Annotated in this window: 25 protein-coding genes and 2 pseudogenes; 11 read left to right on the top strand and 16 right to left on the bottom strand. The window is 57.2% G+C overall.

Annotated elements, in window-relative coordinates:
* The first annotated feature begins 4 nt into the window (after positions 1-4).
* Positions 5-685, top strand: a complete 681-nt coding sequence (locus tag DXZ77_RS12100) for a hypothetical protein (RefSeq protein ID WP_181816106.1) — start codon at positions 5-7, stop codon at positions 683-685.
* 265 nt (positions 686-950) lie between these two features.
* Positions 951-1,160, top strand: a complete 210-nt coding sequence (locus tag DXZ77_RS12095) for a hypothetical protein (RefSeq protein WP_181816105.1) — start codon at positions 951-953, stop codon at positions 1,158-1,160.
* 101 nt (positions 1,161-1,261) lie between these two features.
* Here DXZ77_RS12095 and DXZ77_RS12720 read toward each other — a convergent pair.
* From DXZ77_RS12720 to DXZ77_RS09505, 6 genes and pseudogenes are all read right to left on the bottom strand, one after another.
* Positions 1,262-1,465 (bottom strand): annotated as a pseudogene (locus tag DXZ77_RS12720) (ATP-binding protein); the annotation flags it as partial.
* Positions 1,458-2,105: a DUF4194 domain-containing protein gene (locus DXZ77_RS09530; RefSeq protein WP_115031734.1), complete on the bottom strand. Its 648-nt coding sequence runs from the start codon at positions 2,103-2,105 to the stop codon at positions 1,458-1,460. The pseudogene DXZ77_RS12720 and the gene DXZ77_RS09530, both read right to left, overlap by 8 nt.
* Positions 2,102-3,619 (bottom strand): annotated as a pseudogene (locus DXZ77_RS09520) (DUF3375 family protein). Before DXZ77_RS09520 ends, DXZ77_RS09530 begins: the two are co-directional and overlap by 4 nt.
* Before the next feature lie 129 nt (positions 3,620-3,748).
* Entirely contained in the window at positions 3,749-4,348 is a 600-nt protein-coding gene (locus DXZ77_RS09515) for a superoxide dismutase family protein (RefSeq protein ID WP_115031730.1), read from the bottom strand.
* 196 nt (positions 4,349-4,544) lie between these two features.
* The gene (locus tag DXZ77_RS09510; protein WP_115031728.1) at positions 4,545-5,381 is read right to left on the bottom strand and encodes an undecaprenyl-diphosphate phosphatase; all 837 of its coding nucleotides are present in this window, start codon (positions 5,379-5,381) and stop codon (positions 4,545-4,547) included.
* A gap of 159 nt (positions 5,382-5,540) precedes the next feature.
* On the bottom strand, positions 5,541-7,292 hold the full coding sequence (locus DXZ77_RS09505; RefSeq protein WP_115031705.1) for a S8 family peptidase: 1,752 nt from the start codon (positions 7,290-7,292) through the stop codon (positions 5,541-5,543).
* 189 nt (positions 7,293-7,481) lie between these two features.
* On the opposite strand from DXZ77_RS09505, the gene DXZ77_RS09500 reads away from it, so the two are divergent.
* The 6 genes from DXZ77_RS09500 to DXZ77_RS11865 all read left to right on the top strand — a co-directional run bounded on the left by DXZ77_RS09500 (position 7,482) and on the right by DXZ77_RS11865 (position 14,408).
* A complete protein-coding gene (locus DXZ77_RS09500; protein WP_306747117.1) occupies positions 7,482-8,114 on the top strand; it encodes a Dps family protein in 633 nt (210 codons plus the stop codon).
* A 617-nt stretch (positions 8,115-8,731) separates the two neighbouring features.
* Complete coding sequence (locus tag DXZ77_RS09495; protein WP_181816103.1) at positions 8,732-10,738, top strand: transglycosylase domain-containing protein; 2,007 nt, start codon at positions 8,732-8,734, stop codon at positions 10,736-10,738.
* Positions 10,739-11,513: 775 nt separating this feature from the next.
* Positions 11,514-12,092, top strand: a complete 579-nt coding sequence (locus DXZ77_RS09490; protein WP_115031701.1) for an MptD family putative ECF transporter S component — start codon at positions 11,514-11,516, stop codon at positions 12,090-12,092.
* Between the two features lie 447 nt (positions 12,093-12,539).
* The gene (locus tag DXZ77_RS09485) at positions 12,540-12,806 is read left to right on the top strand and encodes a hypothetical protein (protein WP_115031699.1); all 267 of its coding nucleotides are present in this window, start codon (positions 12,540-12,542) and stop codon (positions 12,804-12,806) included.
* 218 nt (positions 12,807-13,024) lie between these two features.
* Positions 13,025-13,597: a GNAT family N-acetyltransferase gene (locus tag DXZ77_RS12715; protein ID WP_115031697.1), complete on the top strand. Its 573-nt coding sequence runs from the start codon at positions 13,025-13,027 to the stop codon at positions 13,595-13,597.
* Between the two features lie 292 nt (positions 13,598-13,889).
* On the top strand, positions 13,890-14,408 hold the full coding sequence (locus DXZ77_RS11865) for a hypothetical protein (RefSeq protein ID WP_147279257.1): 519 nt from the start codon (positions 13,890-13,892) through the stop codon (positions 14,406-14,408).
* Positions 14,409-14,485: 77 nt separating this feature from the next.
* On the opposite strand, the gene DXZ77_RS09470 is transcribed toward DXZ77_RS11865, so the two are convergent.
* From DXZ77_RS09470 to DXZ77_RS09435, 8 genes are all read right to left on the bottom strand, one after another.
* Entirely contained in the window at positions 14,486-15,586 is a 1,101-nt protein-coding gene (locus DXZ77_RS09470) for a M14 family metallopeptidase (RefSeq protein WP_147279256.1), read from the bottom strand.
* A gap of 207 nt (positions 15,587-15,793) precedes the next feature.
* Positions 15,794-16,522 (bottom strand): S1 family peptidase, encoded by a 729-nt coding sequence (locus DXZ77_RS09465; protein ID WP_181816102.1) that lies wholly within the window; start codon positions 16,520-16,522, stop codon positions 15,794-15,796.
* A gap of 299 nt (positions 16,523-16,821) precedes the next feature.
* Entirely contained in the window at positions 16,822-17,412 is a 591-nt protein-coding gene (locus tag DXZ77_RS09460; RefSeq protein WP_115031689.1) for an NAD(P)H-dependent oxidoreductase, read from the bottom strand.
* Positions 17,409-18,149, bottom strand: coding sequence for an ABC transporter permease (locus tag DXZ77_RS09455; RefSeq protein WP_220181628.1), 741 nt, complete (start codon positions 18,147-18,149; stop codon positions 17,409-17,411). The genes DXZ77_RS09460 and DXZ77_RS09455 overlap by 4 nt, the downstream gene beginning before the upstream one ends.
* Before the next feature lie 86 nt (positions 18,150-18,235).
* A complete protein-coding gene (locus tag DXZ77_RS09450) occupies positions 18,236-19,393 on the bottom strand; it encodes an ABC transporter substrate-binding protein (protein ID WP_115031687.1) in 1,158 nt (385 codons plus the stop codon).
* Positions 19,386-20,129 (bottom strand): ABC transporter ATP-binding protein, encoded by a 744-nt coding sequence (locus DXZ77_RS09445; RefSeq protein ID WP_181816101.1) that lies wholly within the window; start codon positions 20,127-20,129, stop codon positions 19,386-19,388. The genes DXZ77_RS09450 and DXZ77_RS09445 overlap by 8 nt, the downstream gene beginning before the upstream one ends.
* A complete protein-coding gene (locus DXZ77_RS09440; protein ID WP_115031683.1) occupies positions 20,090-21,202 on the bottom strand; it encodes an acyl-CoA dehydrogenase family protein in 1,113 nt (370 codons plus the stop codon). Before DXZ77_RS09440 ends, DXZ77_RS09445 begins: the two co-directional genes overlap by 40 nt.
* A complete protein-coding gene (locus tag DXZ77_RS09435; protein WP_115031681.1) occupies positions 21,199-21,756 on the bottom strand; it encodes a DUF4242 domain-containing protein in 558 nt (185 codons plus the stop codon). Before DXZ77_RS09435 ends, DXZ77_RS09440 begins: the two co-directional genes overlap by 4 nt.
* Before the next feature lie 205 nt (positions 21,757-21,961).
* Between DXZ77_RS09435 and DXZ77_RS09430 the strand changes: the two genes are divergently transcribed.
* A complete protein-coding gene (locus DXZ77_RS09430) occupies positions 21,962-22,408 on the top strand; it encodes a DoxX family protein (RefSeq protein ID WP_115031679.1) in 447 nt (148 codons plus the stop codon).
* Here DXZ77_RS09430 and DXZ77_RS09425 read toward each other — a convergent pair.
* Together DXZ77_RS09425 and DXZ77_RS09420 are read right to left on the bottom strand one after the other, a co-directional pair.
* Positions 22,397-22,729, bottom strand: a complete 333-nt coding sequence (locus DXZ77_RS09425) for a rhodanese-like domain-containing protein (RefSeq protein WP_220181627.1) — start codon at positions 22,727-22,729, stop codon at positions 22,397-22,399. The two genes, DXZ77_RS09430 and DXZ77_RS09425, sit on opposite strands and share 12 nt — an antisense overlap.
* Before the next feature lie 63 nt (positions 22,730-22,792).
* Positions 22,793-23,929 carry an App1 family protein phosphatidate phosphatase gene (locus DXZ77_RS09420; RefSeq protein WP_115032847.1) on the bottom strand — a complete coding sequence of 379 codons (1,137 nt, stop codon included), beginning with the start codon at positions 23,927-23,929 and terminating at the stop codon, positions 22,793-22,795.
* A gap of 408 nt (positions 23,930-24,337) precedes the next feature.
* Here DXZ77_RS09420 and DXZ77_RS09415 point away from each other — a divergent pair, with 408 nt between their 5' ends.
* Positions 24,338-24,868 carry a hypothetical protein gene (locus DXZ77_RS09415; RefSeq protein ID WP_115031677.1) on the top strand — a complete coding sequence of 177 codons (531 nt, stop codon included), beginning with the start codon at positions 24,338-24,340 and terminating at the stop codon, positions 24,866-24,868.
* Between the two features lie 407 nt (positions 24,869-25,275).
* The gene (locus DXZ77_RS09410) at positions 25,276-25,896 is read left to right on the top strand and encodes a hypothetical protein (protein WP_115031675.1); all 621 of its coding nucleotides are present in this window, start codon (positions 25,276-25,278) and stop codon (positions 25,894-25,896) included.
* Positions 25,897-25,937 lie beyond the last annotated feature (41 nt).

Here is a 25,937-nt window from a genome sequence, read left to right as displayed (position 1 = left end):
GCGGATGCGGTCGAGGTTGTCTTCGATGTTGCCTGCGCGTAGTTCGTGTCCGGCGATTTGTGCTGCGAGGTCGGTGACTTCTTTGTCTTTGGCTGCGGAGGTGAGGAGGGCGGTGTTGGCGTTTTCGCGTAGTTGGGTGAGGTGGGTTTGCGCGGTGTGTTCGAAGGTGCGGGCGTGGGTGGTTGCGTTTTCCCAGGTGTCGCGGGTGGTGGGGAGGTTGTCGCCGAGTCCGGTGGTGGTGGCTGCGCGGGTGCGTCGGTCGTGGATTCGTTCGAGTTCGCGGCGTGTGGTGTGTGCTTCGCGGCGGATGCGGTCGAGGTCGCCGCCGCCGTGGGTTTCCCAGTCGTGGCGGAGGTTTTCGGCTTGGGTGGTGAGGTCGTGGGCGTGGGTGTCGGCGTTTTTTTCGGCGGTGCGTAGGGTGTTTCGGCGGTTGGTGAGGTCGTCGTCGGCGGCGTCGAGGATGTTGACCCAGGTGGTGGCTTTCCAGTATTCGAAGGTGGATTCGCCGCCGTGGAGGTTGCCGAATGAGGTGACTTGGTGGGCGTTGTGTTGTGCGGTGTCGAGTGCTTTTTTGCGTTCGGGGATGGGGTGGAGTAGTTCGATTTGTTGGACGATGCTGGTGAATTCGGTGTGGCTGCGGGTGAGGGTGTCGAATTCGTGGAGGCCGGCGTCGAAGCGGTCGTAGGTGGTGGGGCGTTCGAGGACGCGGTCGCGGAAGAGGGCGTTGATTGAGGTGACAGGGGCTGCGCGTTGGATGTCGTGGAGGAGGTCGAGTGCTTTTTTTGCCGTCGCCTCCGCGGCCGATGCCTAGGGCGGGCATGAAGGCTTCTTCGACGGCTTGTTTGTAGGTGTTGTAGATCTCGAGGCCGGGCATGTCGGTGCGCATGCGGCGGGCGTGGAAGGTGTTGGTGGGGGTGGCGTAGGGGTGGAATCGGTCGAGGGAGATGCGTTTGCGGATGGAGAACCAGCGGTTGGTGAGGTCGGTGGGGCGGGTGGTGTTTTCGGTGGCGAACATGAGTCGGCCGATGGTGATGATTCCGCCGGCGGTGGAGGTGAATTCGAGTGATATTGCGCCCCAGATGGTGCCTTCGCGTAGGACGATGTCGTGGTTGTGGTGGCTGGTGGGGTGTTCGGTTTCGCCGGTTTTTCCGCGTAGGTAGGTTAGGGCGTTGCGGGCTCCGGGGGCGCGTACGCCGGTGACGTCGTTGCTGGCTGCGTTGAGTGCGGTGGTGTGGGGTGGTTGGAGGACGGCGGTCCAGGCGTCGAGGAGGCTGGATTTGCCGGATCCGGTGCCGCCACCGATGAGGGTGGTGTGGCCGTTGATGTCGACAGTGTGGGGGCCGCCGTGGAATCCGCCCCAGTTGATGAGGTGGATGCGGTTGAGGCGCCATTGTTGGGTGCCGGGGGTGATGTCGTCGGTGCCGAGGAGGCTGTCCTGCAGGTTGTTGGGCTGCAGGTTATTCATCTGTGTCTCCTGTGGGTGGGGTGGTGTCGTTGGTGAGGGCGTTGGTGTATTCGGTGATGCGTTCGGAGGTGAGGAGTGTTTCGACGATGGGGGAGATGGTGTATTCGGCGTCTTCGATGTCGAGGGTGGTTTGGCCGCGATGGGGTTGGAGGATGCTGTCGCGAATGAGGTTGCGGATGGTGGTTTTGTCGCGTTCGCGTTCGCGGGTGTGGTCGGGGGTGCTGTGGGGGCGTTGGGTGGCGAGGTGGGTGAGGAGGTCTGGGCCGGTGGTGGTGTAGGTGGTGCGTCCTTCGGCTTCGTACTGGAGCAGGAGTAGGCGTAGGTGGAGGAGTAGGCGGATTTCGTTGGGGGTGAGGGGGTTGTTGCGTAGGAGTGTGTAGGAGTTGGAGTCGCCTTCGTAGTGGGCTTGGTGTTTGTAGGCGATGCCGGTGTCGGTGTTGATGGTGAGTTCGAGGAAGAGGTCGGCGAGGGTGGAGGTGATGGTGGTTTGGTTGTCGAGGAGGGCGGCCCATTCTTCGGGGTGGCGGCGTGAGTCTAGGTGTGTGTTTTTGAGGATGAGGATGAGGGCGCGGCGGCCGTGGAGGGGGAGGCGTCCGGTGTCGGTGGGGAAGAGGTGGTGGGGGGTTTCGGATTGGGTCATGGTGTTTCTTTGGTGGGGTGGGGTGGGGTTGGGTTGGTGGTGATGGTGGCGAGGTCGGTGGTGAGGGTGCGTTGGGTGCCGTCTGGGCGGGTGGTGGTGATGGTTTCGGTAGTGCCGTCGTTGGTGATGTGGCCGTGGGTGGCGGCGAGGGTGAGGAGGCCGAGGAGGTCGATGGGGCGTTGGCAGTCGGGTGGGAGGGTGTTGAGGATGGTGGCTGCGGTGGGGTGGGTGTTGGTGGTGGTGAGAAGGCTGTTGATTGTGGTGGTGATTTCGCGGTAGCGGGGGCCTGCGTTGTGGCGTAGGTGGGTGGGGTTGAAGTGGGTGTTGGTGTGGGTGGTGGTTTTTGGGTGTGGGGGGTGGGTGGTGTTTTTGGGTGTGGGGGGGTTGGGTGCGCAGGGTGGTTATGTCGGTGGTGGTGAGGGGGTTGGTGAGGGGGAGTGGATGGTGGGTTTTGTGGTTTTTTGCCAGGTGGTGAGGGCTGCTTCGAGTTCGCGGATGCGGGTGGGTAGGAGGTTGTGGTTGGGGGCGTGTCGGGAGCGTAGGTAGCGGGTGAAGGTGGTGTTGAGGTGGTTGCGGGCGTCGATGACTTCGGCGATGCCGCGGTTGATGGCGTTGACCATGCGGCGGGTGGTGGCGGTGTGTTCGGGTGGGAGGGTTGTGGCGAAGGGGTGGTTGAGGATGGTGTCGATGTCGTTGCGGAGGTTGTTGACGTGGGTGGGGTCGTTGAGGAGGCGTTGGGCTGATTCGAATCCTTGGCCTTCGCGGGTGCGGCTGAATAGGACGCTGAGGCGTTGGAGGTATTCGTCGATGATGGTGCCGGTTTCGCGGGTGTCGGTTTGGAATTCGTGGCGGAGTTGGTCGCCTTGTGCGCGGACGGTGGTGCTGATGTTGCGTAGGTCGCGTAGGAGGGTTTCGAGGCCGTTGTGGACGCTGAGGTATTCGTTGAGGACGGTGTGGTTGGGTTCGGGGGTGATGGGGGTGGTGTCGATGGTGGCGAGTTGGGTGTTGATGTCGTTGAGTTGTTGGGTGAGTTCGTTGCGGCGTTGGGTGAGGAGGCGTTTGCGTTCGGTGGGGGCGGTGGAGGCTTTGATGGCGCAGCGGTGGGCGGCTTCGAGGAGGGTTTCGACGGTGGTGGCGGTGGTGACGATGTGGGTGCGGGTGAGTTCGGTGACGAAGGCGAGTGCGTGTTCGGCTTCGGGGGTCATGCGGTAGGCCTCGTCTTCGCCGTTGGGGGCGAGGATGCGGGTGAGCCATCGGGTGTTTCCGTTGAGCCAGGTGTCGCAGAGTTCGCGTCCGGTGCGGGTGGGGCGTCCGGTGGTGGGGTCGGTGCCTTCGGTTTCGATGAGGGTTGCTTCGGTGAGGCCGTGCATGCGGTCTTGGGGGACAGGGGTGCCGGAGGTTCCGAAGGCTTTGGTGAGGATGAGTGCGGCGTCGCGGCGGCGGAGGAGGGTGAGGGCGGGGTGGTTGAGGATGTCGGTGTAGGTGTGGTGGAGTTCGCCGGTGTCACTGGTCATGGTGTTCCCCTCAGGCTTGCGGGTGCGCCTCCGAACGGTAGCTGTGCGGTAGGGGAGGGTGGTAATTGGTGGTGGAGGGGGCCGTGGTTGTTGGTGGGCGTGCCACGGTTGAGGGTGGTGGGTGGTGGGTTAGTGTTTGATGATTCCGTAGGCTGCGCGGGGTCCGGCGTCGCCGGTGTGTAGGGTTTCGTGGTCGGGACCTTGGGGTGCGTAGCGTTGGGGGATGTTGGCGTGGTTGTCGGCGTTTTGGTGGAGGATGACGGCTGAGCCGTCGGCGTCGAAGAGGTTGGCTACGGTGAAGCGGTCGGTCCAGAAGCTGGTGCTGACTTTGGTGTTTTTGCCAGCGTAGATGGTGGGGAAGTCGCCGGTGTTGTTGGGGTGGTGGGTGGTGGGGTCGAGTTTCCAGTGGCCTCCGGCGGAGAGGAAGGCGCCTTTTTTCTCAGGTTTGTTGGGGGCGGAGGAATTTTTTTCGCATTTTCCGATGGAGTGGATGTGTAGTCCGTGGAATCCGGGTTTGATCCATTTGGCTTGGAGGGTGACTTGGGTTCCGCCGTCACGGTCGGTGAAGGTTGCCCAGCCGATGTGTGTGCCGCGGGAGCTGTACATGGGTGCGGTGGCTGTGGTGGGGGTGTTGTTGTGGTGGGTGGTGGCTGTGGCGATGTTGCTGGTGGCGATGCCGGTGGCGGTGAGCAGGCAGCTGGTGGCGAGGAGGCTGATTGTGTGACGCATGGGGTTTCCTTGTCGTGCTGGGTTGGTGGTGTTGTCACCTCACTGTGGGTTTGGGGGGTGTTGTGTAGCAAGGGGTGAGGGGTTTTGTTCGGGGTGAGCGGATTTTGGGGTGTTGGGTTGTGAGCTGTCTGTGTTTATGCCTGTGCCGCTATCTGGTGAGGTAGCGGCACAGGTGGGAGGGGCGGGGGGGGGGTGGTTAGGCGGTGATGATGCCTGCGGCGAGGAGGCCGATGAGGGCTAGGCCGAGCAGGACACGGTAGATGATGAAGGAGCTGAAGGTGTTGGAAGCAACAAACTTCAGTAGCCAGGCGATGGAGGCGTAGCCGACCACGAATGAGGCGATGGTGGCGATGATGGTGGGTCCCCAGCCGACGGTGGTGCTGATGTCAGATGCGGCGCTGATCCCTTCCAGTACGCCTGCTGCCACGAGCGCGGGGATCCCCATGAAGAAGGACAAGCGGGTGGCTGTGACGCGGTCGAAGCCACGGAACAGACCAGCGGACATGGTGGCGCCGGAGCGGGAGATACCTGCAAACAGGGGAGATAGAGCCTGGAATCCGCCGATTACGAGGGCGTCGGTGATGGTGACGTCTTCCATGTTGCGGCGGCCTTCGGTGTGGCGATCAGCTAGCCACATGACAATGGACCAGACAAGCAGCGCTGCGGCGACGACCCACATGCTGCGCAGGGTGGTTTCAATCAGGCTTTTGAACAGCAAACCGACCACGGCTACTGGGATGGAGCCCAGGATGATGCCCCAGCCGAGGCGGTAGTCGGGGTCGTCTCGGTCATCGGGGTAGGTCAGGCCGTGGAGCCAGGCCATGGCGATGCGGACGATGTCGCCCCAGAAGTAGATAATCGCGGCGAGGATCGCGCCGAGCTGGATGACAGCCGTGAAGGCGGTCATGCCGACGCTGTCGATCTCGTAGCCGAGGAGTTTTTCGGCGACGGTGAGGTGGCCGGTACTGGAGACGGGAAGGAATTCGGTGACGCCTTCAACGATGCCGAGGATGATGGCGTGGAGCCAGTTCACGAGTGGGGTCTCCGTTTCGGGGGAGGGGTTTGGTGATCGTTATTGTGTGATCTTCTCGTGCGTGGGGTGAAATCTGTCTGAAGTGTGCGTGCATGCTGCACACGTGTGGCCCGAGAGCAGAGTGCTCTCGGGCCACACGTGTTGTTTTGGTGTGGATGGTCAGGCTTTGACTGTCAGGGTGGCGGTGCCAGTTTGTCCGTCTTCTTGGGTGAAGGTGTACTGGACTGCGGTGTTTCCGTGCCAGAAGAGGGAGGCGCGGATACCGATTGTTTTGTCAGGATTGACGGTCAGGCAGAACTTGCGGGTGCAGGGTGGGTTGAGGAGTTCGATTTTGCTGACCGGGTTGGTCGTGGTGTCGTTTTTCAGAACGTTAACTTTGGCGTGTGTGGTGTACGGGGCAAGCGCGACGGTGTCGTTGACTGCTTTGGGTGCGGTGCCGGATGGGTTGGGTTCGGTAGGTACTGGTACGGGGGTGGGGATGGGGGTGTTTCCGGTGATGGCTGCGACGGCTTTGGCGGCGTCGAGGATCCCGCTTCCCATGGGGACGTTGGGTTGAACCGCGAATGGGTGGGTGGTGTTGACCAGAGTGGTTTTGATCTGTTCTGGTGTCATCGAGGGCGATAGGGCTGAGAGCATCGCTGCAACGGCTGCGACGTGCGGGGTTGCTTGCGAGGTGCCGACCATCGGCCCGTAGGTTGCCTTGGCGGGGGTGGTAGTGCCGCTATTAACGGTGGAGATGATTTGGTTGTTGGGTTCGCGGGTTGCTTCACCGCCAGGTGCGGATAGGGTCACGGTGTTGCCGTAGTTGCTGAATGAGGATTTGGTGGCGGATCCACCGGTTGCGCCGACAGTGATGACGTTGTGGCAGTTTGCCGGGGAGAATGTTGATGCGTCGGTGTTTTTGTTGCCGGCGGCGACGACTACGGTCGATCCGCGGGAGACAGCGCCATCGATCGAAGCTTGCATGTAGGAGTAGCAGTAGCCGGGTCCGCCCAGGCTCAGGTTGAGCACTTTTGATGGTGTCGGGTTGGTGGGTGCTCCCTCGACTTTTCCGCCAGATGCCCAGGTGACGGCATCAGCGATGTCGGATAGTGAACCGCCGCAGCCGCCGAGAACACGGACGGGTTGAATTCGGGCGCCGTAGGCCACGCCTGCTACACCGGTGCCGTTGTTGGCGATGGCTGCAACAGTTCCTGCGACGTGGGTTCCGTGCCAGGAGGAATCTCGGGGTTGGCTTCCGCGGAAGCATTGGCTGTAGGTGCTCCAGTCACCCATGTCGCTGGGGTCGTTGTCACGGCCGTTGCGGTCTCGGGCGGTATCGGGACTAGAGATGAAGTCGTAGCCGGGGACGAGCTGAGAGTCGAGGTCGGGGTGTCTGGTGATACCGGTGTCGATGACAGCCACGGTTACACCTTGACCGGAGGTCGCTTTCCACGCAGTGGGAGCGTTGATTCCGGCAGGACCATTTTTTAGGTCCCATTGCGAGCTGGCGTATAGGGGGTCGTTGGGCATTTCAGAGGCGTGGACTCGGATGTCGGGTTCAGCAGCAACGATGTTTGGATCGGCAACCATTGCCTGAGCGAGGTGTGCTGCGCGGGCGGTGCTGGTTCCGGTGACCACTGCACGGCTGCGAGAACCTAGAGATCGTTTGACGGTCAGGCTGGCTGCGTGTTTTTTGTTGACGCGGTCTAGAGCGTCTGCTTTGGCAGCTGGGGAGGGGTTTTTGAAGGTCACCACGATGTCACCGGTGTATGTCGTGGTTGATGGGGCTGTCTGCGGGTAGGCGACTTTGGTGGTGGGGGCGGGGGTTGGTGGGGGCGTTGGGGTTTTGGGTGCGGCGCTCGCGCTCGCTAGGGGGGCGAGAGCAAGCGCGAGAGTGGATGCGATTCCTAGGGCGTAGTGACGACGCATGGATTGCCTTTCGTGCAGAGTCCCCGGTCAGGGTTCCGAGGACGTTGCCTACACGTCGGCCTTTGGCAGGTGCGTATGAGAGGTTCGTGTTCACCCTTGGGGGTGTCTTTTGACCTGGTGGGAGGGAGTATTTAATAGCCGGGGGGAGTTCGCTGGTGGCCGATTGTGGTGCCGGTTGGAATAGCTCAAATGCAGGTGTCGTTGTACGTGGTGAGGGCGGGCCGATGGCGGCTCGTGGCGCAAGTCTCTGTTGATTACGAGGAGGACGGCATGGCAGATGTGAAGTCTGGTTACACGGTTCCCGGTATGAACGAGGGCGAGAGCGAGAAAGTCATTGAGGTGCTGCAGAAGCGCCTGGCCGCTTACAACGACTTGCAGCTGACGTTGAAGCACGTGCACTGGAACGTGGTGGGCCGTAACTTCATCGGTGTTCACGAGATGTTGGACCCACAGATCGAGCTTGTCCGTGGATGGGCTGATGAGGTCGCTGAGCGTATTGCGACTATGGGCGGTTCCCCTGCCGGACGCCCGGGCGACATTGTGAAAAACCGTGACTGGGAGGACTACAGCCTCGGTCGTGACACCACGCTCGCGCACTTGGCTGCACTGGACAAGGTGTATGAGGGAGTTGTGTCTTCTAACCGTGCAGCGATCAGCACGGTGGGTGAGATTGATCCGATTTCGGAGGACATGCTCATCGGTCACTCTGCTGAGCTGGAGAAGTTCCACTGGTTCATTCGTGCCCACCTTGAAGACACTGATGGTCAGCTGGTTACGCGTGGCACCAACAGCGAAGAAGAAGCTGCAGACGCCGCGCGTTGATCTGACGTTTCGGTGTTGAGGCTGCACCCACCGCGTGGGTGCAGCCTCGCTATGTGCGAGGTAACGATGAGGCTGTAGCGAGCAGGCACCCGAACCTGTTGCGGTTACATACGGTGACAATCCGATGACAATATGACAGCGCCTCTGCGGTGGTGATTCTTTTTCCGCTGCGATGTTGTCTCATTCTTGCTCCCAAAATATTGGTTTTGACCAGCAACTTTGTCGTTTGGTGATCTGTTTTCTGCTCTCGTTGTGGTCGCCAAGACCACCAGCAACCTTTGATGTGGTTGTGCGGTAATGGGGTTCAGGAACTGTGAAACGTGAGGACGCGTGTCCCATGTCCGCTGCCCGCAGCATGCGGGGGCGTCGAGCGGCTACAACCGCCGTCGCCTTCAGATCACTGTGCACGGTATGGTCGCGATACCCCTCTACGGACACAACATGTATGCGCCGCAGCGAAGGCTCTGAAGCCATCGCGCGGCGCAACACACAAGAGCATCTTTCTTAACTCCTCCGCGATGGAGGGCTGAGATGGTGACTCTCTATTCATACACGTGCGACACGGTGCTGCGTGGGGTCCTGCAGGACGCCCCCACTTGGGCAGGAGGATGTTGGGGATGTTTGGTCTCAGGCGCTTGCCTGGACGCTTGAAGCGGATCTTGCTGTTTTTCCTGGCGGTTATCGCTGTTTTCGTGGCGCTGTTGGCCATCCCCGTGACACGCAATGCCGTGTCGACAGGTGCAGGCAAAGCACTCGATGCAGCTCTACGGCTCGCCCCCACTTCTGATGTCTCGAAGCTGCTGGACAAATTGCCTGAACGCAGCCGTATCCTCGCCGCAGATGGCACTGAAATCGCGCAATCGTGGTGGCAGAACCGCGTCGTGGTCAAAACAGACCAGATCGCTCCGGTGATGCGGCAAGCTCAGATCGCGATCGAAGATGTCCGTTTCTACGAGCACGGAAGCTCTGACTTGCAGTCCATTGGTCGCGCCGCGATCGCGAACGCCACTAGTGGTGACGCTACGGGGCAGGGTGGTTCCACTATCGAGCAGCAGCTGGCCAAGAACATCACCCAGCTCCAAGCCGAGCTCGACAACTCCGCCAAAGGCATCAAGGCCTCTACAGACAAAACACTGTCCCGCAAGATCGACGATGTCATCCTGGCCGCTCACCTTTCTGATGGCCGAGGTAAAGAACAAGTTCTTACCGACTACCTCAACCTCGTCTACTACGGCAACGGCGCCTACGGTGTGGAAGCTGCAGCTCAGCGCTACTTCAACACCCATGCATCCGACCTCACCTTGCCTCAAGCTGCTCTCATCGCAGGTCTGGTCCAATCACCCTCGGCCTATGACCCGATGAAGCACCCGAAGGCCGCGACTAACCGTCGCAACCAAGTCCTCGATGCTATGCACGCCAACGGCATGATCCCCGAGGACAAGTACAAAGAGGCCAAAGAATCTGACCTTGGTCTCAAGCCCACTGCGACGTATCAAGGCTGCGCCAACTCCAAACAACCGTGGATGTGTCAGTTCGCGGTGTCGCGTCTGCTGGCTTCACCGGAGTTCGGTAAGACCCGTGAAGACCGGCAGAAAACCTGGGAAACCGGCGGCCTGACCTTGACGACCACGATGGATGTGAAGGCACAAAAGAGCGTTGACCAGGCCCTGAAAAACCCCGGATTGCCCAGTAGGACTATGCACGCCTCTGCCGCAGTAGTCCGCGCTAAGACGGGTGAGGTTCTCGCTATTGGTCAGGATGTCCCCTACGGAAACGGCAAGGGACGCACCACACAGTCCATGTCTATTGACGCTGTTGATGGTGGGAAAGCTGCGTATCAGGCTGGATCTTTGTTCAAGGTCTTCACCATGGCGGCAGCTCTGGCGAATGGTTATGGCCCAGCTTCCATCATTAACGCCCCTGTCAGCGGGACCCCGATGAACGTCGGCACCTTCAAAACCTGCAAGCCTGTTGGTAATGAAATCTGGGCGCCTAAGAACGCTCCAGGTGACCCTGATGGTCCAATGACGTTGGTTGAGGCGCTCGCTAAGAGTGTTAACACCGCGTTTGTGCAGCTTGAGGCGCAGGTGGGGTTGTGTGAGGTGCGAGACACCGCGCACAAACTGGGTGTGAAGAACACTGATGGTTCTGATCTTGAGCTTGTTCCCTCGATCACGTTGGGAACAGCGATCACTTCTCCGTTGACGATGGCGTCCTCGTATGCACCGTTCACGGCTGAGGCTAATGGGCAGCACTGCGCGCCAACTCCGTTGAAATCGCTTAAAGGCCGTGAGGTCGACATCACGTTTAACAGCAAGTGCAATACCGCTGTAGATGGTCAGGCAGCGGCAAACATGCGTTCGGCGCTGCAACAGGTTGTTCACGCGGGTACGGCGCAGAAAGCTGCTCTTCCTGGGGTTCCTGTTGGTGGTAAGACTGGAACTAACGACAATTCCACGTCCACGTGGTTTACGGGTATTGCGCCGGGATTGGCTGCTTCTGTTTGGGTTGGCGATACCTCTGGAGCTAGTTACGACAAACTCTACGGCGGTACCTATGCAGCGCCGTTGTGGGGTCAGATCATGGCTCCGCTAGCTCGCCAGGGCCAGAGCCAAGGGCAGTAGTGTTTTGGGTGAGCAGCGCGCCCTGAAGTCGCTGTTATATGTGGGGCGAGATGCCGCTGAGGGCGGTGTCTGGCCCCACATATTTGTCTTGTCGCTCTGATGGTGCAGGGTTGATGGGCAGTAAAAATGTGTCAGTCACATTGGCTTCTCACTGGCAGCGCATTCCATCTTCCGGAAACATGCAGGCCAAAATCGTGAAAACGATTCTCATAAAAGGGAAGCCTGTTGAGCCAAGACTGAAATGGGGGCTATTGGTGATCGGACAGCCTGAGGTAAGCCTTACGGGATACTTGGTCACTTCCACAGAACTTCTCCTGCTTATTGGGCAGGGCTGACTACTTCAAGGGGCTGATACCACCTCATCAATACCCACTCACTCACCACTGGCGTCGGCCCTGCCAACACATGACGCACACTCACTCATAACCGCGCCCCACTGCCACAACTCCCCCCACTTTGCGGACACATAACCATGACCCCCCACCTTTCCCCCGTTGCCCTCTATCGCTTCCCCTGTTTTGTTCCTATCCCTACCGGCATTACTGCTCTTCCCGATGCGGCCATCTCTGCTGCATGTCCTGCAGGCGAAAACCGCGGAGTTCTCGCCTGTCCATCAGGGCGCCGTATGGCGATTCGTGTCGATTTTTTTGTCGCGGATAGCCAGTCGCACAGGTTTCTTGGGTGCGAATGCGCCTAGACCAGCTGCTGGCATTTACAGCGTCGTCATCGTGACAGAGCTCCAGCCAAGAGAAATCCCTCATAGACAGGAACATGCATGCGATTGAACGCTAACGACCTTGTCCAGCTGGGCATCTTCACTTCTGTCTACCTTGTTGTTTACTTTGGTCTCAACATGATTGGAGCAGTTTCCCCGCTTCTGCAACCTGCGGGTATTGCCGTTGCTGTTCTCCTTAATGGCATTACTTTCATGCTTTACCTCAGTCGCGTCCAGAAATTTGGGCTCATTACGCTCATGACGGTTCTGCTAGGCGTTCTTATGACAGTGGCCGGACATCACCCTGTGACCCTGATAACTGCCATCGTGTGTGGGCTTGCCGCAGATACCTTCGCCTGGCAGGGCAGATATACCGCAGGTTTAACTACCGCAGTGGCGTACGGCGTCATGAGTATGTGGGGATCCGGGGCATATCTGCCCTTGTTGTTTATGCGTGAGCCGCTCGTAGCGCAGTACCGCGTTCAGATGGGGGATGCGTGGGCGGATTCGTTTTCTTCGCTGTATACCTCGGAGTTCATCGTTACGTTCGTGGTTGTCACTGTTCTTGTGGGGATCGCTGGGGGGCTACTGGGGCGTAAAGCGGTGGATCATCACTTTCGGCCGGCAGGCTTGGCTTGAGGCATGTGGCTGTTTCTCAAGGGTTGGTGTGTGATTGTGCTCACATGTGAGGTGGATTGCTAGGTGGCAGTGTCTATATGTCCTGCCATCTAGTTCATGTGTGCACGTCGCATCAATTATGCGGTGCGTGAAGAAAACGTTTTCCTATCTCAGTAAGTGTTCACAGTGCGCGCGGCGCGGAACCAAATGCTCTTATGTTGCGTTGCAATCTCTTATTGGTTTTAAGGAATTACTTTTTCTTCAAAAATAATTTTGTGAATCCTTTCAAATTATACTCAATAGGTGACCTTCTTCTCGCTTTCTAGAGCTTTGTTTCTGCTATTGTTTTAGTTGTCTCCACGGAAGGCATGGGGAGTGAAGTCTGACGCTTCGTGTGGAGTCATCTCTTATATAGTTAATTTTGTTCTGTTAGATCGTCTGTTAACGATCTTGCGGACGGGAGGAAAAATGACTTACAAGCGATTTCTTTCTGCTACCGCTGTGGCCAGCCTTGCCCTGAGTGGCTTCATGATGGCCGGGACTAGCGCTGCCACTGCAGCTGAGAATGAGAGTAAGCCTGCAGCAGGTAAAGTAATTCACTTCCCTTCTAAGTTTGGCAATAAAGGGGATGGTCTCTTTATTATTAAGCCAAAGCCTGATGCCGGAAAGGAAGCCCCTAAGCCTCCTTTGACTCAAGATGAAATTAATAAGAAGATCGTAGGTAGCGGTAAGTAACTCTTTGGAGTTTTACCCCTGGTGATCGTGGGCGTCCTACGCTTCGCTTGCCGGTTTTATTAAAAAATTCTCAATTATTACTGAGAAGTAGCTGCGCCTTGCCATTGAATCAGTGGCAAGGCGCAGCTATTCGTGTTTCAGCGAGCATTTTTCTTAAGGGGGTAAGGTGCTGCAATAGCTCTTGATAGAGGAATCCTAGAAAGAAAAGGACTGCTGTTATGGATGGGGTGGATGGTGGAAATGATCTGGTGATCGAGGTAGCGACGCGTCTGGAGCAACTGGATCAGGTGCGGGATCTTGTGATGGATAGCGTTCGTCGAGACCAGGGTTATGGCTACCGCCCAGAGTGGCATTGGGATCTAGACCGTATTGTTGAGATATACGTAGATAATCCCCGCAATCGCATGCTTTTGGCGCGTTCTAAAGAAGTATCCGTAGGGTGCTGCGGTATTCGAGTAGGGACCCCGGCTGGGCCGCGCGAAGTTGTGAGTATGCTTCCCCCTCGCGCCCACGTGGCACAGATAGTGCGGCTAGTGGTAACTCCGGGATGGCGGCGCCGAGGGCTAGGTCGGCGCTTAGTGGAGGAGTCACTGAGGCATGTTTCTGCTGATCCAGGTTTCACAACAGCGTATTTACACACAAATGCCTTGGTGCCAGGGGTGTTGCAGTTTTGGCAGAAATGTGGCGCGAGGGTACTGACGTCATTTCCAGATCCAGTTGATGCAATGAATGAAAAACTGCGAACGGTTCACATGACTTTGCCTCTGCGCGAGGGTGACGTGCATCTTTGAGAGATGGCCTGTGTAGGACTTGTTTTAGCGTCTAGGTGGAGGAGATGCTGAGAGTGGCTTGGGGCCTCTAGGCGTTGAGGGGTGCTATCGCGTGCCGTTGTCGTGATCAATGTGGTGCTGCTCAGTGGGGATACCAATGCATCTAGATTGCGGTTCAATATTGGCGGCAGCTGCGTTACTCCGCAGACTTGCTGGCGCTGGTCGGGTGGTGCTGGTGCATGAAGCTGAGTTCACGTAATGCTGTACCGATCGAATGCTGAGTCTGGGTGGTGCGCACAGTGATGCGCGGAGCATGTTCGACCTGCTGCTGCGCAGTCGATCTCATCAATCTTTTTATAAGAACAGGAAAGATATGGTTAATCTTAACAGATTTTCGATGAATAATTTTTTACGTTCTCAAGCTATTCGGTTTGTAGGTTTCTCTTCATGTTTATTTCTCTCTTTCCATGGGTTGGCGGCGTGTGCGAATGGAGAGAGCGCGCCAGCTAAGCAAAGTAAGCAGGCAACCGCTAACTTAGAATTTTCGCAGGTTGTTGGAAACCCTCTTTCTTCTGTTCGGGAAAGAGTTTCTGGGTCGGCGAAAGTTCAGGTAATCGATATTTCTGTGCACGTAGGGAAAAAAGCCACATACACGGAAGAAGAAGCTGACCCTTCAAAATGGATCGTTCTCGCTGGCTGCGGCGATAAAGGAAACGTAGAAAATTCTTTAAAAGTACAGCTAGCTGTGTTGCCGCAGGAGCTTGTTGATGAGCAGGTTGTCTCGAATGCTGAAGACGGGAAGTTTGACTCTTATGTTACGTGCGAAAAGTAACTACCATAACGTATGTGATTCACCCTGGAAGAAAAGTAATGAGTTAATGTGACCTCTCTTCCAGGGTGAGGAAATTCTTATACAGAAAGCTCAATGAAAGCGAGAATTGCTTCTCGGTTTCGTTGCACAAGTTCTGGGATGAGTTTTCCTGCGGGGTAGAATGATCCGTTGCCCTCGCTGGTTTTTTCCTTGGGGGATAGCTCCATAGTGAGTGCGGGGATCCCTTGGTCTCCCCAAGCCCAGTCGCTAGCCTCGCCATCAGTGATGTAGCTGCTGCTTGTCTGCATGGGCTCAAATCCATTAAGAGAAGCGATCTTCTTTCCTAATGCCGCTAGTTTTGCGGCTTGTTCAGGAGTTTTTCCTTCATCTTTTTCTTCGGTTGTGTATCCAAAGGGCCAAAGGATAAGTTCTCCATATGTATGGATATCCATAAATCCTTTTATTTTTTGTGTTCCCTGTTTACGTCGTGATTCGATGAAGTCTGAGATTGCTCGAGTTTCTGGTGGCGCGAAAGCGCTGGGTCCGTGATAGCTGTTTGAGGTAGTTTTACTCGATGATCCGCCACAACAATTCCATTTATATCCCCAGCTCCTGTTGAGGTCGATCCCGTATGTTCCGTCAGCATTTTTGGTACGGTTTTTCCTCCATCCTAAATAGCGCCCAGATTCAATGTCGTATTGAGAGCCGTCAGGGTTCGCTACGGGCAGAATCCATACAGTTCGGTGATCAAGAATATTTTTGACCCGCGGGGTTGATGAATATTTATCAGTGAGTTGCGAGATTGTGTCGATACATTGTTCTGTTGATAAGTGTTCACGTGCATGTTGATTGCACATGATGAAAACTTCAGGATCGGATTCTTTGCCCTTCCCTACTTTTAGTGTCCAAAGATCCCGCCCTTCAACAGATTTTCCTAAAGATTTTTTCTCAGCAAGTTCTGGGTACTTTTTTACAGTGTTGTTCATGAACTGCTCAACTTCGGCAACAGTGTGGTATGCCTCATCGCCTGCCGGGAAATCTTTTGCTCCCGTTTTCTTATCTTTTTTATGTGTGCGCTGCGCTGATGACTGTAGTGAATTACTTGTATCTTTATTGCTTAATGCGAAAGCTGAATAGCTTGTTGAAGCAAGCAGTAAGGCCGTGGCTCCGGCTGCGATAGAGACAAAACTGGCACGCAAGATGGACTCTCCTTTTGTGATGGAATGTTGAGGTCGCTACTTCCCAAAATTAGTGGTGAAAAAAGTGTTATTAGCTGCTCATTGCGCTGGAAATATTTCCCAGTTATGGCTGAGCCCTGAACGTCGACGCTATAAAGACGTTCAGGGCTGCTCTAAGTCGCGGCTTCTGAGGTGGCCGACTAACTTCAGTTATCCCTCGTGGGGTTATCAGACACCAGCGACAGACTTGATCCAGTCGCGGTATGCGTGCACGTCTACGGCCTTGGATTCGGAGTAGGGGTCGGCCCAAATTCCGTGCGAACCAATGACGTTTACGCCGACCAGCTCACCTTTGTTATCAACCATTGGGCCACCAGAGTCGCCGTGGTTGGAGGCGCCGGTGATGCCTTTCACTTTGAATACCTGGCCTGCGTTGAGGTGATTTTCGGCGCCTATTACTTCCACTGTGGCTTTGTGGAGCCAGTTCACTTCAGCGTCTTGGAATCCTTTGCCGAAACCGTATAGGTCCAGTCGTTGGCCTGGCTGCGGGGAAGCTCCAGTGCTGACTTTCATGTGAGCTGATTTATGAGCGGTGGCTAGGTGTAGCAGGGCCATGTCTGTGCGTTTGTGTGTGACGAACCGGTCAACTTTTTCAGCAGGCCCAGGGCTCTTTTTATCGTTCGAGTGGAAAACTTTCAGTTTTTCAGCTGGAACGTCTGGATCGTTAGGTTTTTCGCCTTCTACACAGTGAGCTGCGGTAAGGATCCACTCATCAGTCAGCGCGGAGCCAGTGCATTTGTGTGGAGTGCCGTCTTCTTTATCGAAGATATGGATTTGAACCAGTGCGGGATGGTTTGCCTTCTCTCCCTTTGCGATGGCCTCTGCGGGAGTGGCGAGGAGCGCGACAGGGGCGAGTGCGGTCATGCAGGTGACTGCAAGAGTGGTGAAACGTTTCATGTACTCCCTTTCGGTAATGAGAGTCATTAGCATATCACTGCAGGTATGAGATACCTCCTGGTGAAAGCATGTGTCGCACAAAGCTTTACGGTGAAAATATGAGGCAGTCCGCACTCTCCAAAAGGAGTGAAGAAGTTGGCAGAGGAGAGCGTCTAACGGACCGTCGAAAAATGAACAGAATCAGAATTTTGTTCGTAATGAGAGGTACATCAAACATCGACCAGAAGCTATTCGACACGGCGAAAATTCTGTGTTTTCGCAATATGTCTGAAAATGAGCTGCTCGCCCGCAGAAACAGATCAGCATGCCATTCCGATAGCGTCTCTTACGGGTGAGCAATCGCCCTTCACCTGATTGGCGCGATGCCCAAGAAGAGCGACAAACTCAGCAGTGGCCCGATCAATGCGATCGCTAACACTAGGCAGAAGAACCCCCTGAGCGTTTCTATCCTCCGGGGCAACCATGATCCCGGTCGGGGTAACGAGCATGCGTAATGCAGCCAAGTACGGACGCAAAGCCATATCGAGGATGAGCGCGTCACGGCCAGAACCGCCTGAAGCAGCCATCAGAGTGGGGATGCCGGCAAGAATGCCGCGAGGAAGTTGATCGAAAAACGCTTTGAAGAGAGCGCTATATGAGGCGTGATGCACAGGAGTGACCACCACAATCCCCTCCGCTGATCCAAGATCATCACGAATCGACACCAGCTCAGGAGACAAATCACACGTCACTAAGCCAGCGGCGATCGAGCTGCCCCACATACTCAGAGCGACATGCGACGTGGCCGGGCACGCAGGTTTGCCATCCAGTGACGTAGCGATCTCAACCGCGAGACGCTCAGTAGTCGACTGTGGTTTGTGACCAGCACTAACAACAATGACTTTGCTCATGAAGGCACTCCTTGCAGGTCGCTATAAGAGGCGTGTGCAGATTGAGACTCTTCACGACGTTCACGTGGGGTGCGCAGCAGCCACCGGGCCAGCACATCAACGCAATAGCCAAGAGTCCCGATAACGACAAGAAGAGCGCCGAGCCGGTCATAGGCGAGCTGATCTTTGCTATTAAGGATCTGATATCCAAGCCCGCTAGTGACTCCGAACATCTCAGCTGGAACCAGCACAACCCAAGCAACACCGATTGCGCTGCGGATCCCGCCGAGCACACGAGGGCGAATCGAAGGCCAAACAACGCGGTATCCAACCTGAACCCTGGTGGCCCCGAAAGCTCGGGCAACAACCAGGAGTCGGGAGTCAATATGGCCGATACCTTCACTAGTAGCCAAGACGATCGGCCATAAGGCGGTAGTAGCTACCAACGCGATGACTGGAGAGTTTCCGATACCGAAAACGCCGATAGCCAGTGGCGCCCACGACAGCGGAGAAACCATCCGAAGAAACAACAAGATAGGGCGAGTCGCGGCATCGATAGCGGCGTTTACTCCGATGATTATGCCCAAACCGACCCCTAGCCCGACTGCGATAAATAAACCCCCAACTAGGCGAAACATGCTGGCACTGGCATCAGGGATTAACGTCCCTGATCGAATAAGTCCAATGAAGCCATTGAGCGTGGCAGCAGGAGTCAGGTCACTGATCAAAGGCACGTCAGGCAAGAGCACAACAGTCACAAACCACCAGATAGCTACGGTTGAGGTGAGCCCGAGAAACGGTAGAAGAGCAGGGGACACTGGGCTAAAGCGAGATGAGTTTCTTCTCATGGGGCGATTTCCTCAGTGGAATTAGAGACCGGACGGCCGAGTCGACGTAGTTCGGCTTCAACAAATCGCGGTTCAACAAGTTTTTCGTGGACATGATCGAGGCTGGTGAGAAAAGTTGTGTCGCCGTCAATGCGAGTGCTGCGCAGCAGTTCGCTTAGACGCGCGGTGTAACTGGGACGGGGATAAGCCGCAAAACCGATGCGCTCACCATGCCAGTCAGCGTGCTGGGTGATGGTCGCATCAGATGTTGACCGGGTCAGGGCGTGCGTGAGTGCATGCCCAGCCTGAGGCAAGTACGCCCCGTGAATGAGATGGGTCGCAGCAGTAGGAAGGTCAGCAGTGATGCTGTCCTGAGAATGGATGATGGCGCGGACGATGGCAGCAACTGCCTGCGGATGATTAGTCAGCAGCTCGTCGCGAACCACGATGCCGCAGCAAGCATGGTTTTGCCATAGGTCACCTAGGTAGCGCAGGGTGTGCCCGATACCGGTTGATGCTGCAACGGTGGGGAAAGGCTCGGCGACAACAAAACCCGAAATTTTCTTCGCCGCCAGCGCGGAGACCATCTCTGCTGGTGGCATCACGACCAGGTGAACGTTGCCGGTATTTGTGCCAGGAAGCGCTGCGGAAAGCCCAGCGTGTGTCAGGAGTTGTTGAAGAAGAACATTATGAATCGACCACCACTGCGGCACGGCGAGAGTGTGCCCTGCTAGCTCACGTACGTTAGTGATGTCAGGACGGACAGTCAGGGCACTGCCATGAGTATGTCCCCAAGCAACAACCCGAATGGGAGCGTGACGAGCGATTCTCATCTGAATCGCTAGCGGCATCAGTAGGTGAGCGACATCAACCTTGCCTAGAAGTAACGCGTGAGCGAGCGACTCCCACGTACGGAACATGACAGGGCGGTCAGAAGGTGTACCTGCGGCAGCAAAATAACCATTTTCGTGTCCGATGAGCAGAGCAGCGGCATCGGTGATCGGCAAATATCCAATTCGTAGCGGGCGCCCGAGATGATTGGCATGCGTGGCGTGCTTGGCTGAGCTACTCAGAGCAACTCGGCCGCCGTTGAGAGTAAGCGCCCCAATAAGACCAGCAGCTGCGACCCTGCCACCTAGCGTGAGGAACCTTCGGCGAGGAAAAGATTCAGACATGGGCAGCAGCTACTTCAGTAGGTCGGTAGGCTGCCAGCACTTCTTCGCGCACCTCAGCGCGCTCGCTGGCTTGCCGAGGCACGTCCCATGCATGGCTGAAACGGCCGTGCTGCCCGGAGCCACCAAGCAGAACTACCCGGTCAGCCAGAGCGAGCGCCTCATCAACATCGTGTGTAACCAGAACACATGTTGCTGCGATCCGGTGACACTCAGCTTTAAGAAACTCCTGAATATCGCTGCGGATGAGGGGATCTAACGCTGACAGCGTCTCATCGAGAAGCAGCAGCTCAGGCTCTACTGCCAGTGCTCTAGCCAAAGAGACACGTTGGGCCTGTCCTCCAGAAATGTGATCCGGGTAGGAGTTGGCGACATGAGTCAGGTTGAGCCGGGTGAGAAGGTCAGTAACACGGGCAGGGCTAATCCGGTGATGGTGGGGGGTGAATTCTGCTCCAGAAGCTACGTTTTGGGCAATCGTCAGCCAGGGGAACAGGTCAGCATCCTGCAGGGCTACTGCACAGCGAGGTGAGCCGCCAGTGGTACCTCGCAGCGTGACGGTACCGCTGTCAGGGCGCAGTGTGCCATCGAGAATACGCAGCACGGTGGACTTTCCTGCCCCGCTAGGCCCGAGTAGTGCGAGAGATTCACCGCGCTGCACCTGAAGATCAACATCGTGCAGAACCGGTTTTCCGCCTCGACTCAGCTGGACATTGACGAGATGAGCGAGGAGATCTCCCACCGCAACTGACCTTCCGATGGAGACTGAACAGGAAAAAATGAGGCCTCGCGCAGGCGCCTAGCTGGCCCGCTGGTAGCGATATATCCAGCTCCTCCGGCAGTAGCGCTCTCCGCGTGAGCGGCATTGGCAGCAGTGAGCGCGGCATCAAGGCGCAGTTGGAGCAGATCTATCGGTGTGATGCGTTCAGGGGTGGCCGCCATGTGTTTCCAGTCACTAGTGAGAGTCTCCAGATGGCTATGAAGGTTTTCGACGGTTCTCTGGAGCGGATGAGTAGGGCTGTGACCGGTGTTCGCGCTGGCTTCGGTGAGGCTGCGATGAGCTAACCCCAGCGCCAATGCGCTTTGGTGCAGAAGGAACGATGGCCGGAATGCTTTGGCGAATGAAGCGAAGTCCGCGCAGAGCACCTGCGTGGTGGGAATGTGCACATCTTCCAGTAGCAGCATTCCTGAGGCAGTGGCCTCCAAGGCCAAGAGTCCGCTGATGTGTCGCACGGTCAGGCCAGAAGTTTCGTAATGCAGGAAAGCTACGACCTGTTCAGGTGCACGATTCGGTGTGTTCTTGTCGTGTATTTCAACGGGGAGCACGATGACCGATTCGGGAATGAGGTTACTAGCCCACGCGATGCGCCCTGAGGCAGTGATGCTGCCGTCACTGTTTCGACGCCCTTGGATAGGTAACGGTTCTAGACCGGCGAGTGCTTTCATGCCTGCAGCCATGGCGGTGACGCCGGTGCGGTGCCCGCAGCGCAGCTCGGTGAATATTTCTTCGGCCAGGGGCGAGCGTTGGCCGCGGGCGAAGAATTCAAGCACCATCCGGTGTGCCCAGGTGGTGAATGCTGTGGTCATGCATTCGTAGGCGAGGTCGGCCAGTACTTGTGTGCTGTCTTGGATGTCTACCGCTGGAGTGCCGTTGGCTAGGGGAGTGAGGGTTGGTTCGAAGATGCCACTGCGCAGAATTTCATGCATGGCTGTGCGGGGGTCAACGCGGTTGGCGTCGACGTTGGTGGCCTGGGTTGCCACGGTGGCTAACGCCGTTGCGTAGCGGTCGTGGTTGATAGTGGGTGTGGTGGTCATGAGGGGGTAGCTCCGGGGGCAAGGGCGAAGAGGCGGTCGATGGGGGTGCTGACGGCTTCGCGGGCGCGTTTGACGGCGTTTTCGTCGGGAGCGTTGTAGAGGCAGAGGCATTTGGCCATGTCTTCTCGAACGTAAGTTCGAAGAAAGGTGGTTTCGGGGACATTGGCGTAGAGCGGGGTTTTGCGTTTTTTGTTGGCTAGGTAGGTGTCCATGTCGAGTTCTTCGGGTAGATCCCATTCGACGAGGTAGCCAGCGGAGGGGCGTTGGGCTTTGAGGTCTTCGAGGTTGGCTCCGACAAGTCGGACGGGGGTGGGTTCGCTGATTTCGTTGACATGCGGGATGGGGTGCTGGGTTAGCGCAGTGGTGAGTGCGTCGAGATTGGGAGTTTCAAGAATGATGAATATGCGGGATCCGCTTTGGGTGATTTCGGATTCGATGATGTGAGTGCTGGCGGTGGCAGCGCGTTCAGCGATGGTGTCAATGAGGGGCAGGGCAGTTTCTGGGCTGGGGTCGGTAGGGGTGACTTCGATGAGGGCGAGGTGCGGTGTGTTCATGTGTTGCTCCTGTGTGTGGTGAATGTGGTTGTGAAACGCAACATGTCGGCGTCGCTGCGTTATGGGAACCATAATGCAGCGACGCCGACATGTGTACTATTTTCGTTAGTTGAATATTCACATTAAGTCGGTTTAGCTAGCTCCTAGCCCAAAAGTTGGGCATCTAGCCTGCTTTCACCAGGAGCATCCTCGAGAAAGGACATTCATGAGCTTGCCTAGCTCTTTTCGCGCCACCGCACTTCTTCTTGCCCGCCTCCTCCTTGGCGCAGTGCTTATTGCGCACGGCTGGCAGAAGTTCTTCCTCGATGGCCTTTCTGCCACCGCTGCCGCCTTCACCCGCATGGGAGCTCCCGTGCCCTACCTCAGTGCTACCGCTGCTGCCACTATCGAATTGATAGGTGGAGTTCTCATAGTTCTAGGAGCTGCGACCGTCCTCACAGCTCTTGTTGTCACTGCGAACATGTTCGGCGCATTCGTCATTGCTCATATCGGGCACGGGATTTTCATTAAAAATGGCGGCTGGGAACTAGTAGGCATGATCGGTGCAGTAGCGATCACTCTCGCCGTGAGCGGAGCAGGACGATTCAGCGTCGATGCGCTCCTGCACAACATGCGGCGCCATCGTGGCAGCGAACAGCCGTCACATCACTGAAGGCTGCTGTCCATTCTCGCTCTCCATCGGCAGGCCAGCTTCATGCCACGCCCACGTTCCACCTGCAATATTGACTGCATCGAAACCACAACCGGACAGAAACGCAACCGCCCGAGCTGACCGTCCGCCTGAACGACACACAATGAACAGCTGCTCCTGCTGGGGCAGCTCACTCAACCGGTCAGGCAGCTCACTCAACGGCACATGTCGCGCACCCACCACATGCCCAGCTACCCACTCATCGATCTCACGCACATCAATCACAAGGGCACCGACAGGAATATCGCCCGGCTTGACCTCTGGAACATCACTCAATGTCATAGCCACCAGTGTCCAGACAACCCGCTAGCACAGCAACGCAGCACCTACCTCAGGCAATCACTACTAATCGGCCCGTGAACTACCATCCTGCGTACCCTTGTCTTGCGAAGTGCGAATTACCCGCGGAGCCAACGCAGACCGCGATGCCCCAATCCCTAACGCTGCACGCATCTGTGGACCCAACCCGTACCCATCAGGAGCACGCACCACCGGAACGGGGCGATGCACCCGCGGCGAAAACCCCTCGACAGACAGCGGTAAACCGTGCGACAACACCTGCTCAGCCGGGGTCAGCTCACGGATACCGATAGCCCGAACTACATCAGCTCGATCACGAGCAAAATCACCGTAAATACGAGGATCGTGCTGTCCGTCATCACCCACAAGAACCCACCGGATGTGCGGAAACTCCGTTGCCAACCGATGCAGATTCCGACGCTTATGATCCTGCCCAGACCTGAACCACCCCGTGTTCGTCGGGCCCCAATCAGTCAGCAACAGGGGCCCCGCCGGATAGCCATGCCGATCCAAAAACCGCGTCAACGTATCAGCCGTGTTCCACGCACCTGTCGACAAGTAAAAAATCGGTGATCCCGGGAACTCCGCCAGCAAATCTCGATACATCGGCGCCATACCAGGCACGATCCGGCGCGCCTGCTCCTTGAGAACAAAGGTGTTCCACGCGGCAATCAACGGACGCGGTAACGACGTTGAAATAACAGTGTCATCAATATCGCTAACAATGCCGAACCGTACGTCCGGAGAGATGATGTTCACTCGCGCCACGTCATACAAGCCATTTTCTGGCTGGATCTTTGCCTCGTGCCACCCCGGCTCCAAGTCATGATCAGTAATGATCAGATCGACGTAACCATTCTGATCCGTTGTCGTCGAATAATCCTGCCCATTCAACGTCACAGTTACTGGGGCATGAGCAAGCTGCGCGGTGATAAAGGCACGCCAACCACGCATCTGATCTGTCAGCGGTGACCGAATCCAATCACCCACATCTGGTCGAGCCTGCCCTTGCTCTACTTCGCCGCGCGTCAACACCACACGTCCCATCACGCGCACAAAATCCACCGACCCGTAGCCGGTATGCGCCAATGCGCGGCCCTTCCAGCCATGTCTACGCAAAGTGCGCGTGATTGCTGAATTCACCCGTGTCTCGATGCGGGCTGCTGCGTGAGGTCGAGCCATAGAAAAGACGGTAGGCGATCTATCGCCAGCAAGGCAGGCCACACCACGACAATCCTGCCCACCTCACACAGAGCATTTCACCAGCAGACCCCAGCCCACCACGTAAACCCCTTTTAAATACATCCCGCTAACTCTTCACGGTGACGAATCCTTCTCATCTTCAACAACACACACCAAACCCACCCTAAAGTGTGGTTTGACCTGCGGAAATAAAGTTCATTAAAAACTTCAAGCTCCGTGACCCATGCCGATAAAAAGCAGGTCAGGTTCAACCACGGCAGGGGCAACCGCCCCCACGCCCCCATGAACGTGATGAACACGATCCCCGGAAGGACCCGGGAAAGAGAGGGCACGGATGCCTAACAACACCGTCACCATCACCGGCGTGTCACCAAAACGGAGGGCGAAATGAACTGCCCCCACCGCGCACACGCTCGCCCCGCGCGCCCACACGCCGCACGCCCCGTCACTCGCCGTGCCAGCCGTGGTCTGCGCCCTACTCGCCATGCACTACCCCGCCGCCACGACAATCCAGGCCGCGGAGCAGGTATCGGATGCCGTCACAGCCACGGACTAGATATCGTCTGGTCCGCCCGCCACGGAATTACTTCTGAAGAAACCACCGATAGCCCCGAACTGCACCCCGTGCTCGAACCAGTTCTAGACCCCGCACCCACCCCTCACCAGGGCACAGCAACCGACGCTCAGTCACTCACCACCCCGGCAAAGGACACCGAACCAGGAGTAGCGGTCCGCCTTGCATTGCTCTGGGCAACCCTGGCTCTGGGAACCATTCTCCTGCTAGGAATCATCTTCGCCCTCGCCACCGCACTGGGACTTAACCCCATCATCGCCACCGCATGCCTCAGCGCCTGCGCGCTCGGCGCAGCCTGCAACACCTGCCAGGACGCAGCCTGCAACACCAACCAACACAGCTAACCCCGGTACGCGCCTAACCTAAGGCCCCAACCACCACCACGTGGTTGGGGCCTTTTCATGCGCTCAGGCAAATCAACTAACACCACCGTCCAAGACGCTCCACGTAGTTCATGTCGACAAGATAAACGCACGAAAACAATTGGAAAACAGCCTGAACTGGGAATTTAACGGTCGACCGTCCAAAACCAGAAATGACGTATGGACAAACGTCCAGTACAGTTGTGACTACACCGCACCAAGCACACAGCGGCGGCCCCCTTCCTCAGGCCGCCCGCCCTTGGGGGGTCGTGAAAACACCACACGACCAGGGCACAGCTGCTGCGGTTCAGGCAGGGGGATCTGCTTGAAAGTCGGGGGCCGCTGGGGAGCGGCCCCCGACACCAGGCATCGAATCAGGGGAAACCGTCATGGACACCGCACACATCATCATGGCCGCAGCTGCCGCACTCACCGGCACCGCAACCGCCATCACAGCACGCACCCACGGCCACCAACGCCTTGTCATCACCATCGCCTGTGCCGCCCTAGTCATCGGCCACCTCGTCTGCCTCCTCGAGGGCGCGCCCACCTGGTACTCCACCACCTTGAACATCATCACCATCACCGCCCCCATCTGGGCCCTGACCACCACAGTGATACGACACATCAACGGCAACCGAGGCCACGCCACCGGCACCACCAGCCGTCCTCACACCCAGACCCTCTACCCACGCCACACCGGCATCGTTGAAGCCGAAATCGTTGACGACGGACTAGCAAGCGTCCACTCAATCATCCGCGACACCCCCACCCAAAGCATCGACCGCCAAAACATCCTCGACGCAGGCCCCACCAACGCCGCCCTAACCACAGGAAACACCTACGTCGCCGCAGACATCACCACATACACCTCCCGCCGACGCGCCACCAACCAACGCACCCGCCCCCTACGCCCATCCAGCCCTCACCGCGAAAACCGCGCCCGCCAAATCCGCGCCGCCTACGCCCAAGAAGGATTCACCCGCTCCACTCACGACTACCGCGCCTAAACCCCACCACACCAAACCCAACGCCACCGGCCACCAACCTG

Source organism: Dermatophilus congolensis (assembly GCF_900447215.1).
Taxonomy (GTDB): Bacteria; Actinomycetota; Actinomycetes; order Actinomycetales; family Dermatophilaceae; genus Dermatophilus; species Dermatophilus congolensis_A.
Note: the sequence above shows the minus strand (reverse complement) of the source record. Positions and strands in the feature narration are given on the sequence as shown.

What these genes read in the sequence shown, in the direction of transcription:
- DXZ77_RS12100 (WP_181816106.1), top strand. Translation starts at nt 5, where the DNA reads ATGCGGTCGAGGTTGTCTTCGATGTTGCCTGCGCGTAGTTCGTGTCCG.
- DXZ77_RS09530 (WP_115031734.1), bottom strand. Translation starts at nt 2,105, where the DNA reads ATGACCCAATCCGAAACCCCCCACCACCTCTTCCCCACCGACACCGGA.
- DXZ77_RS09515 (WP_115031730.1), bottom strand. Translation starts at nt 4,348, where the DNA reads ATGCGTCACACAATCAGCCTCCTCGCCACCAGCTGCCTGCTCACCGCC.
- DXZ77_RS09505 (WP_115031705.1), bottom strand. Translation starts at nt 7,292, where the DNA reads ATGCGTCGTCACTACGCCCTAGGAATCGCATCCACTCTCGCGCTTGCT.
- DXZ77_RS09500 (WP_306747117.1), top strand. Translation starts at nt 7,482, where the DNA reads ATGCAGGTGTCGTTGTACGTGGTGAGGGCGGGCCGATGGCGGCTCGTG.
- DXZ77_RS09495 (WP_181816103.1), top strand. Translation starts at nt 8,732, where the DNA reads ATGTTTGGTCTCAGGCGCTTGCCTGGACGCTTGAAGCGGATCTTGCTG.
- DXZ77_RS09490 (WP_115031701.1), top strand. Translation starts at nt 11,514, where the DNA reads ATGCGATTGAACGCTAACGACCTTGTCCAGCTGGGCATCTTCACTTCT.
- DXZ77_RS09485 (WP_115031699.1), top strand. Translation starts at nt 12,540, where the DNA reads ATGACTTACAAGCGATTTCTTTCTGCTACCGCTGTGGCCAGCCTTGCC.
- DXZ77_RS12715 (WP_115031697.1), top strand. Translation starts at nt 13,025, where the DNA reads ATGGATGGGGTGGATGGTGGAAATGATCTGGTGATCGAGGTAGCGACG.
- DXZ77_RS11865 (WP_147279257.1), top strand. Translation starts at nt 13,890, where the DNA reads ATGTTCGACCTGCTGCTGCGCAGTCGATCTCATCAATCTTTTTATAAG.
- DXZ77_RS09465 (WP_181816102.1), bottom strand. Translation starts at nt 16,522, where the DNA reads ATGAAACGTTTCACCACTCTTGCAGTCACCTGCATGACCGCACTCGCC.
- DXZ77_RS09460 (WP_115031689.1), bottom strand. Translation starts at nt 17,412, where the DNA reads ATGAGCAAAGTCATTGTTGTTAGTGCTGGTCACAAACCACAGTCGACT.
- DXZ77_RS09450 (WP_115031687.1), bottom strand. Translation starts at nt 19,393, where the DNA reads ATGTCTGAATCTTTTCCTCGCCGAAGGTTCCTCACGCTAGGTGGCAGG.
- DXZ77_RS09440 (WP_115031683.1), bottom strand. Translation starts at nt 21,202, where the DNA reads ATGACCACCACACCCACTATCAACCACGACCGCTACGCAACGGCGTTA.
- DXZ77_RS09435 (WP_115031681.1), bottom strand. Translation starts at nt 21,756, where the DNA reads ATGAACACACCGCACCTCGCCCTCATCGAAGTCACCCCTACCGACCCC.
- DXZ77_RS09430 (WP_115031679.1), top strand. Translation starts at nt 21,962, where the DNA reads ATGAGCTTGCCTAGCTCTTTTCGCGCCACCGCACTTCTTCTTGCCCGC.
- DXZ77_RS09425 (WP_220181627.1), bottom strand. Translation starts at nt 22,729, where the DNA reads ATGACATTGAGTGATGTTCCAGAGGTCAAGCCGGGCGATATTCCTGTC.
- DXZ77_RS09420 (WP_115032847.1), bottom strand. Translation starts at nt 23,929, where the DNA reads ATGGCTCGACCTCACGCAGCAGCCCGCATCGAGACACGGGTGAATTCA.
- DXZ77_RS09415 (WP_115031677.1), top strand. Translation starts at nt 24,338, where the DNA reads ATGAACTGCCCCCACCGCGCACACGCTCGCCCCGCGCGCCCACACGCC.
- DXZ77_RS09410 (WP_115031675.1), top strand. Translation starts at nt 25,276, where the DNA reads ATGGACACCGCACACATCATCATGGCCGCAGCTGCCGCACTCACCGGC.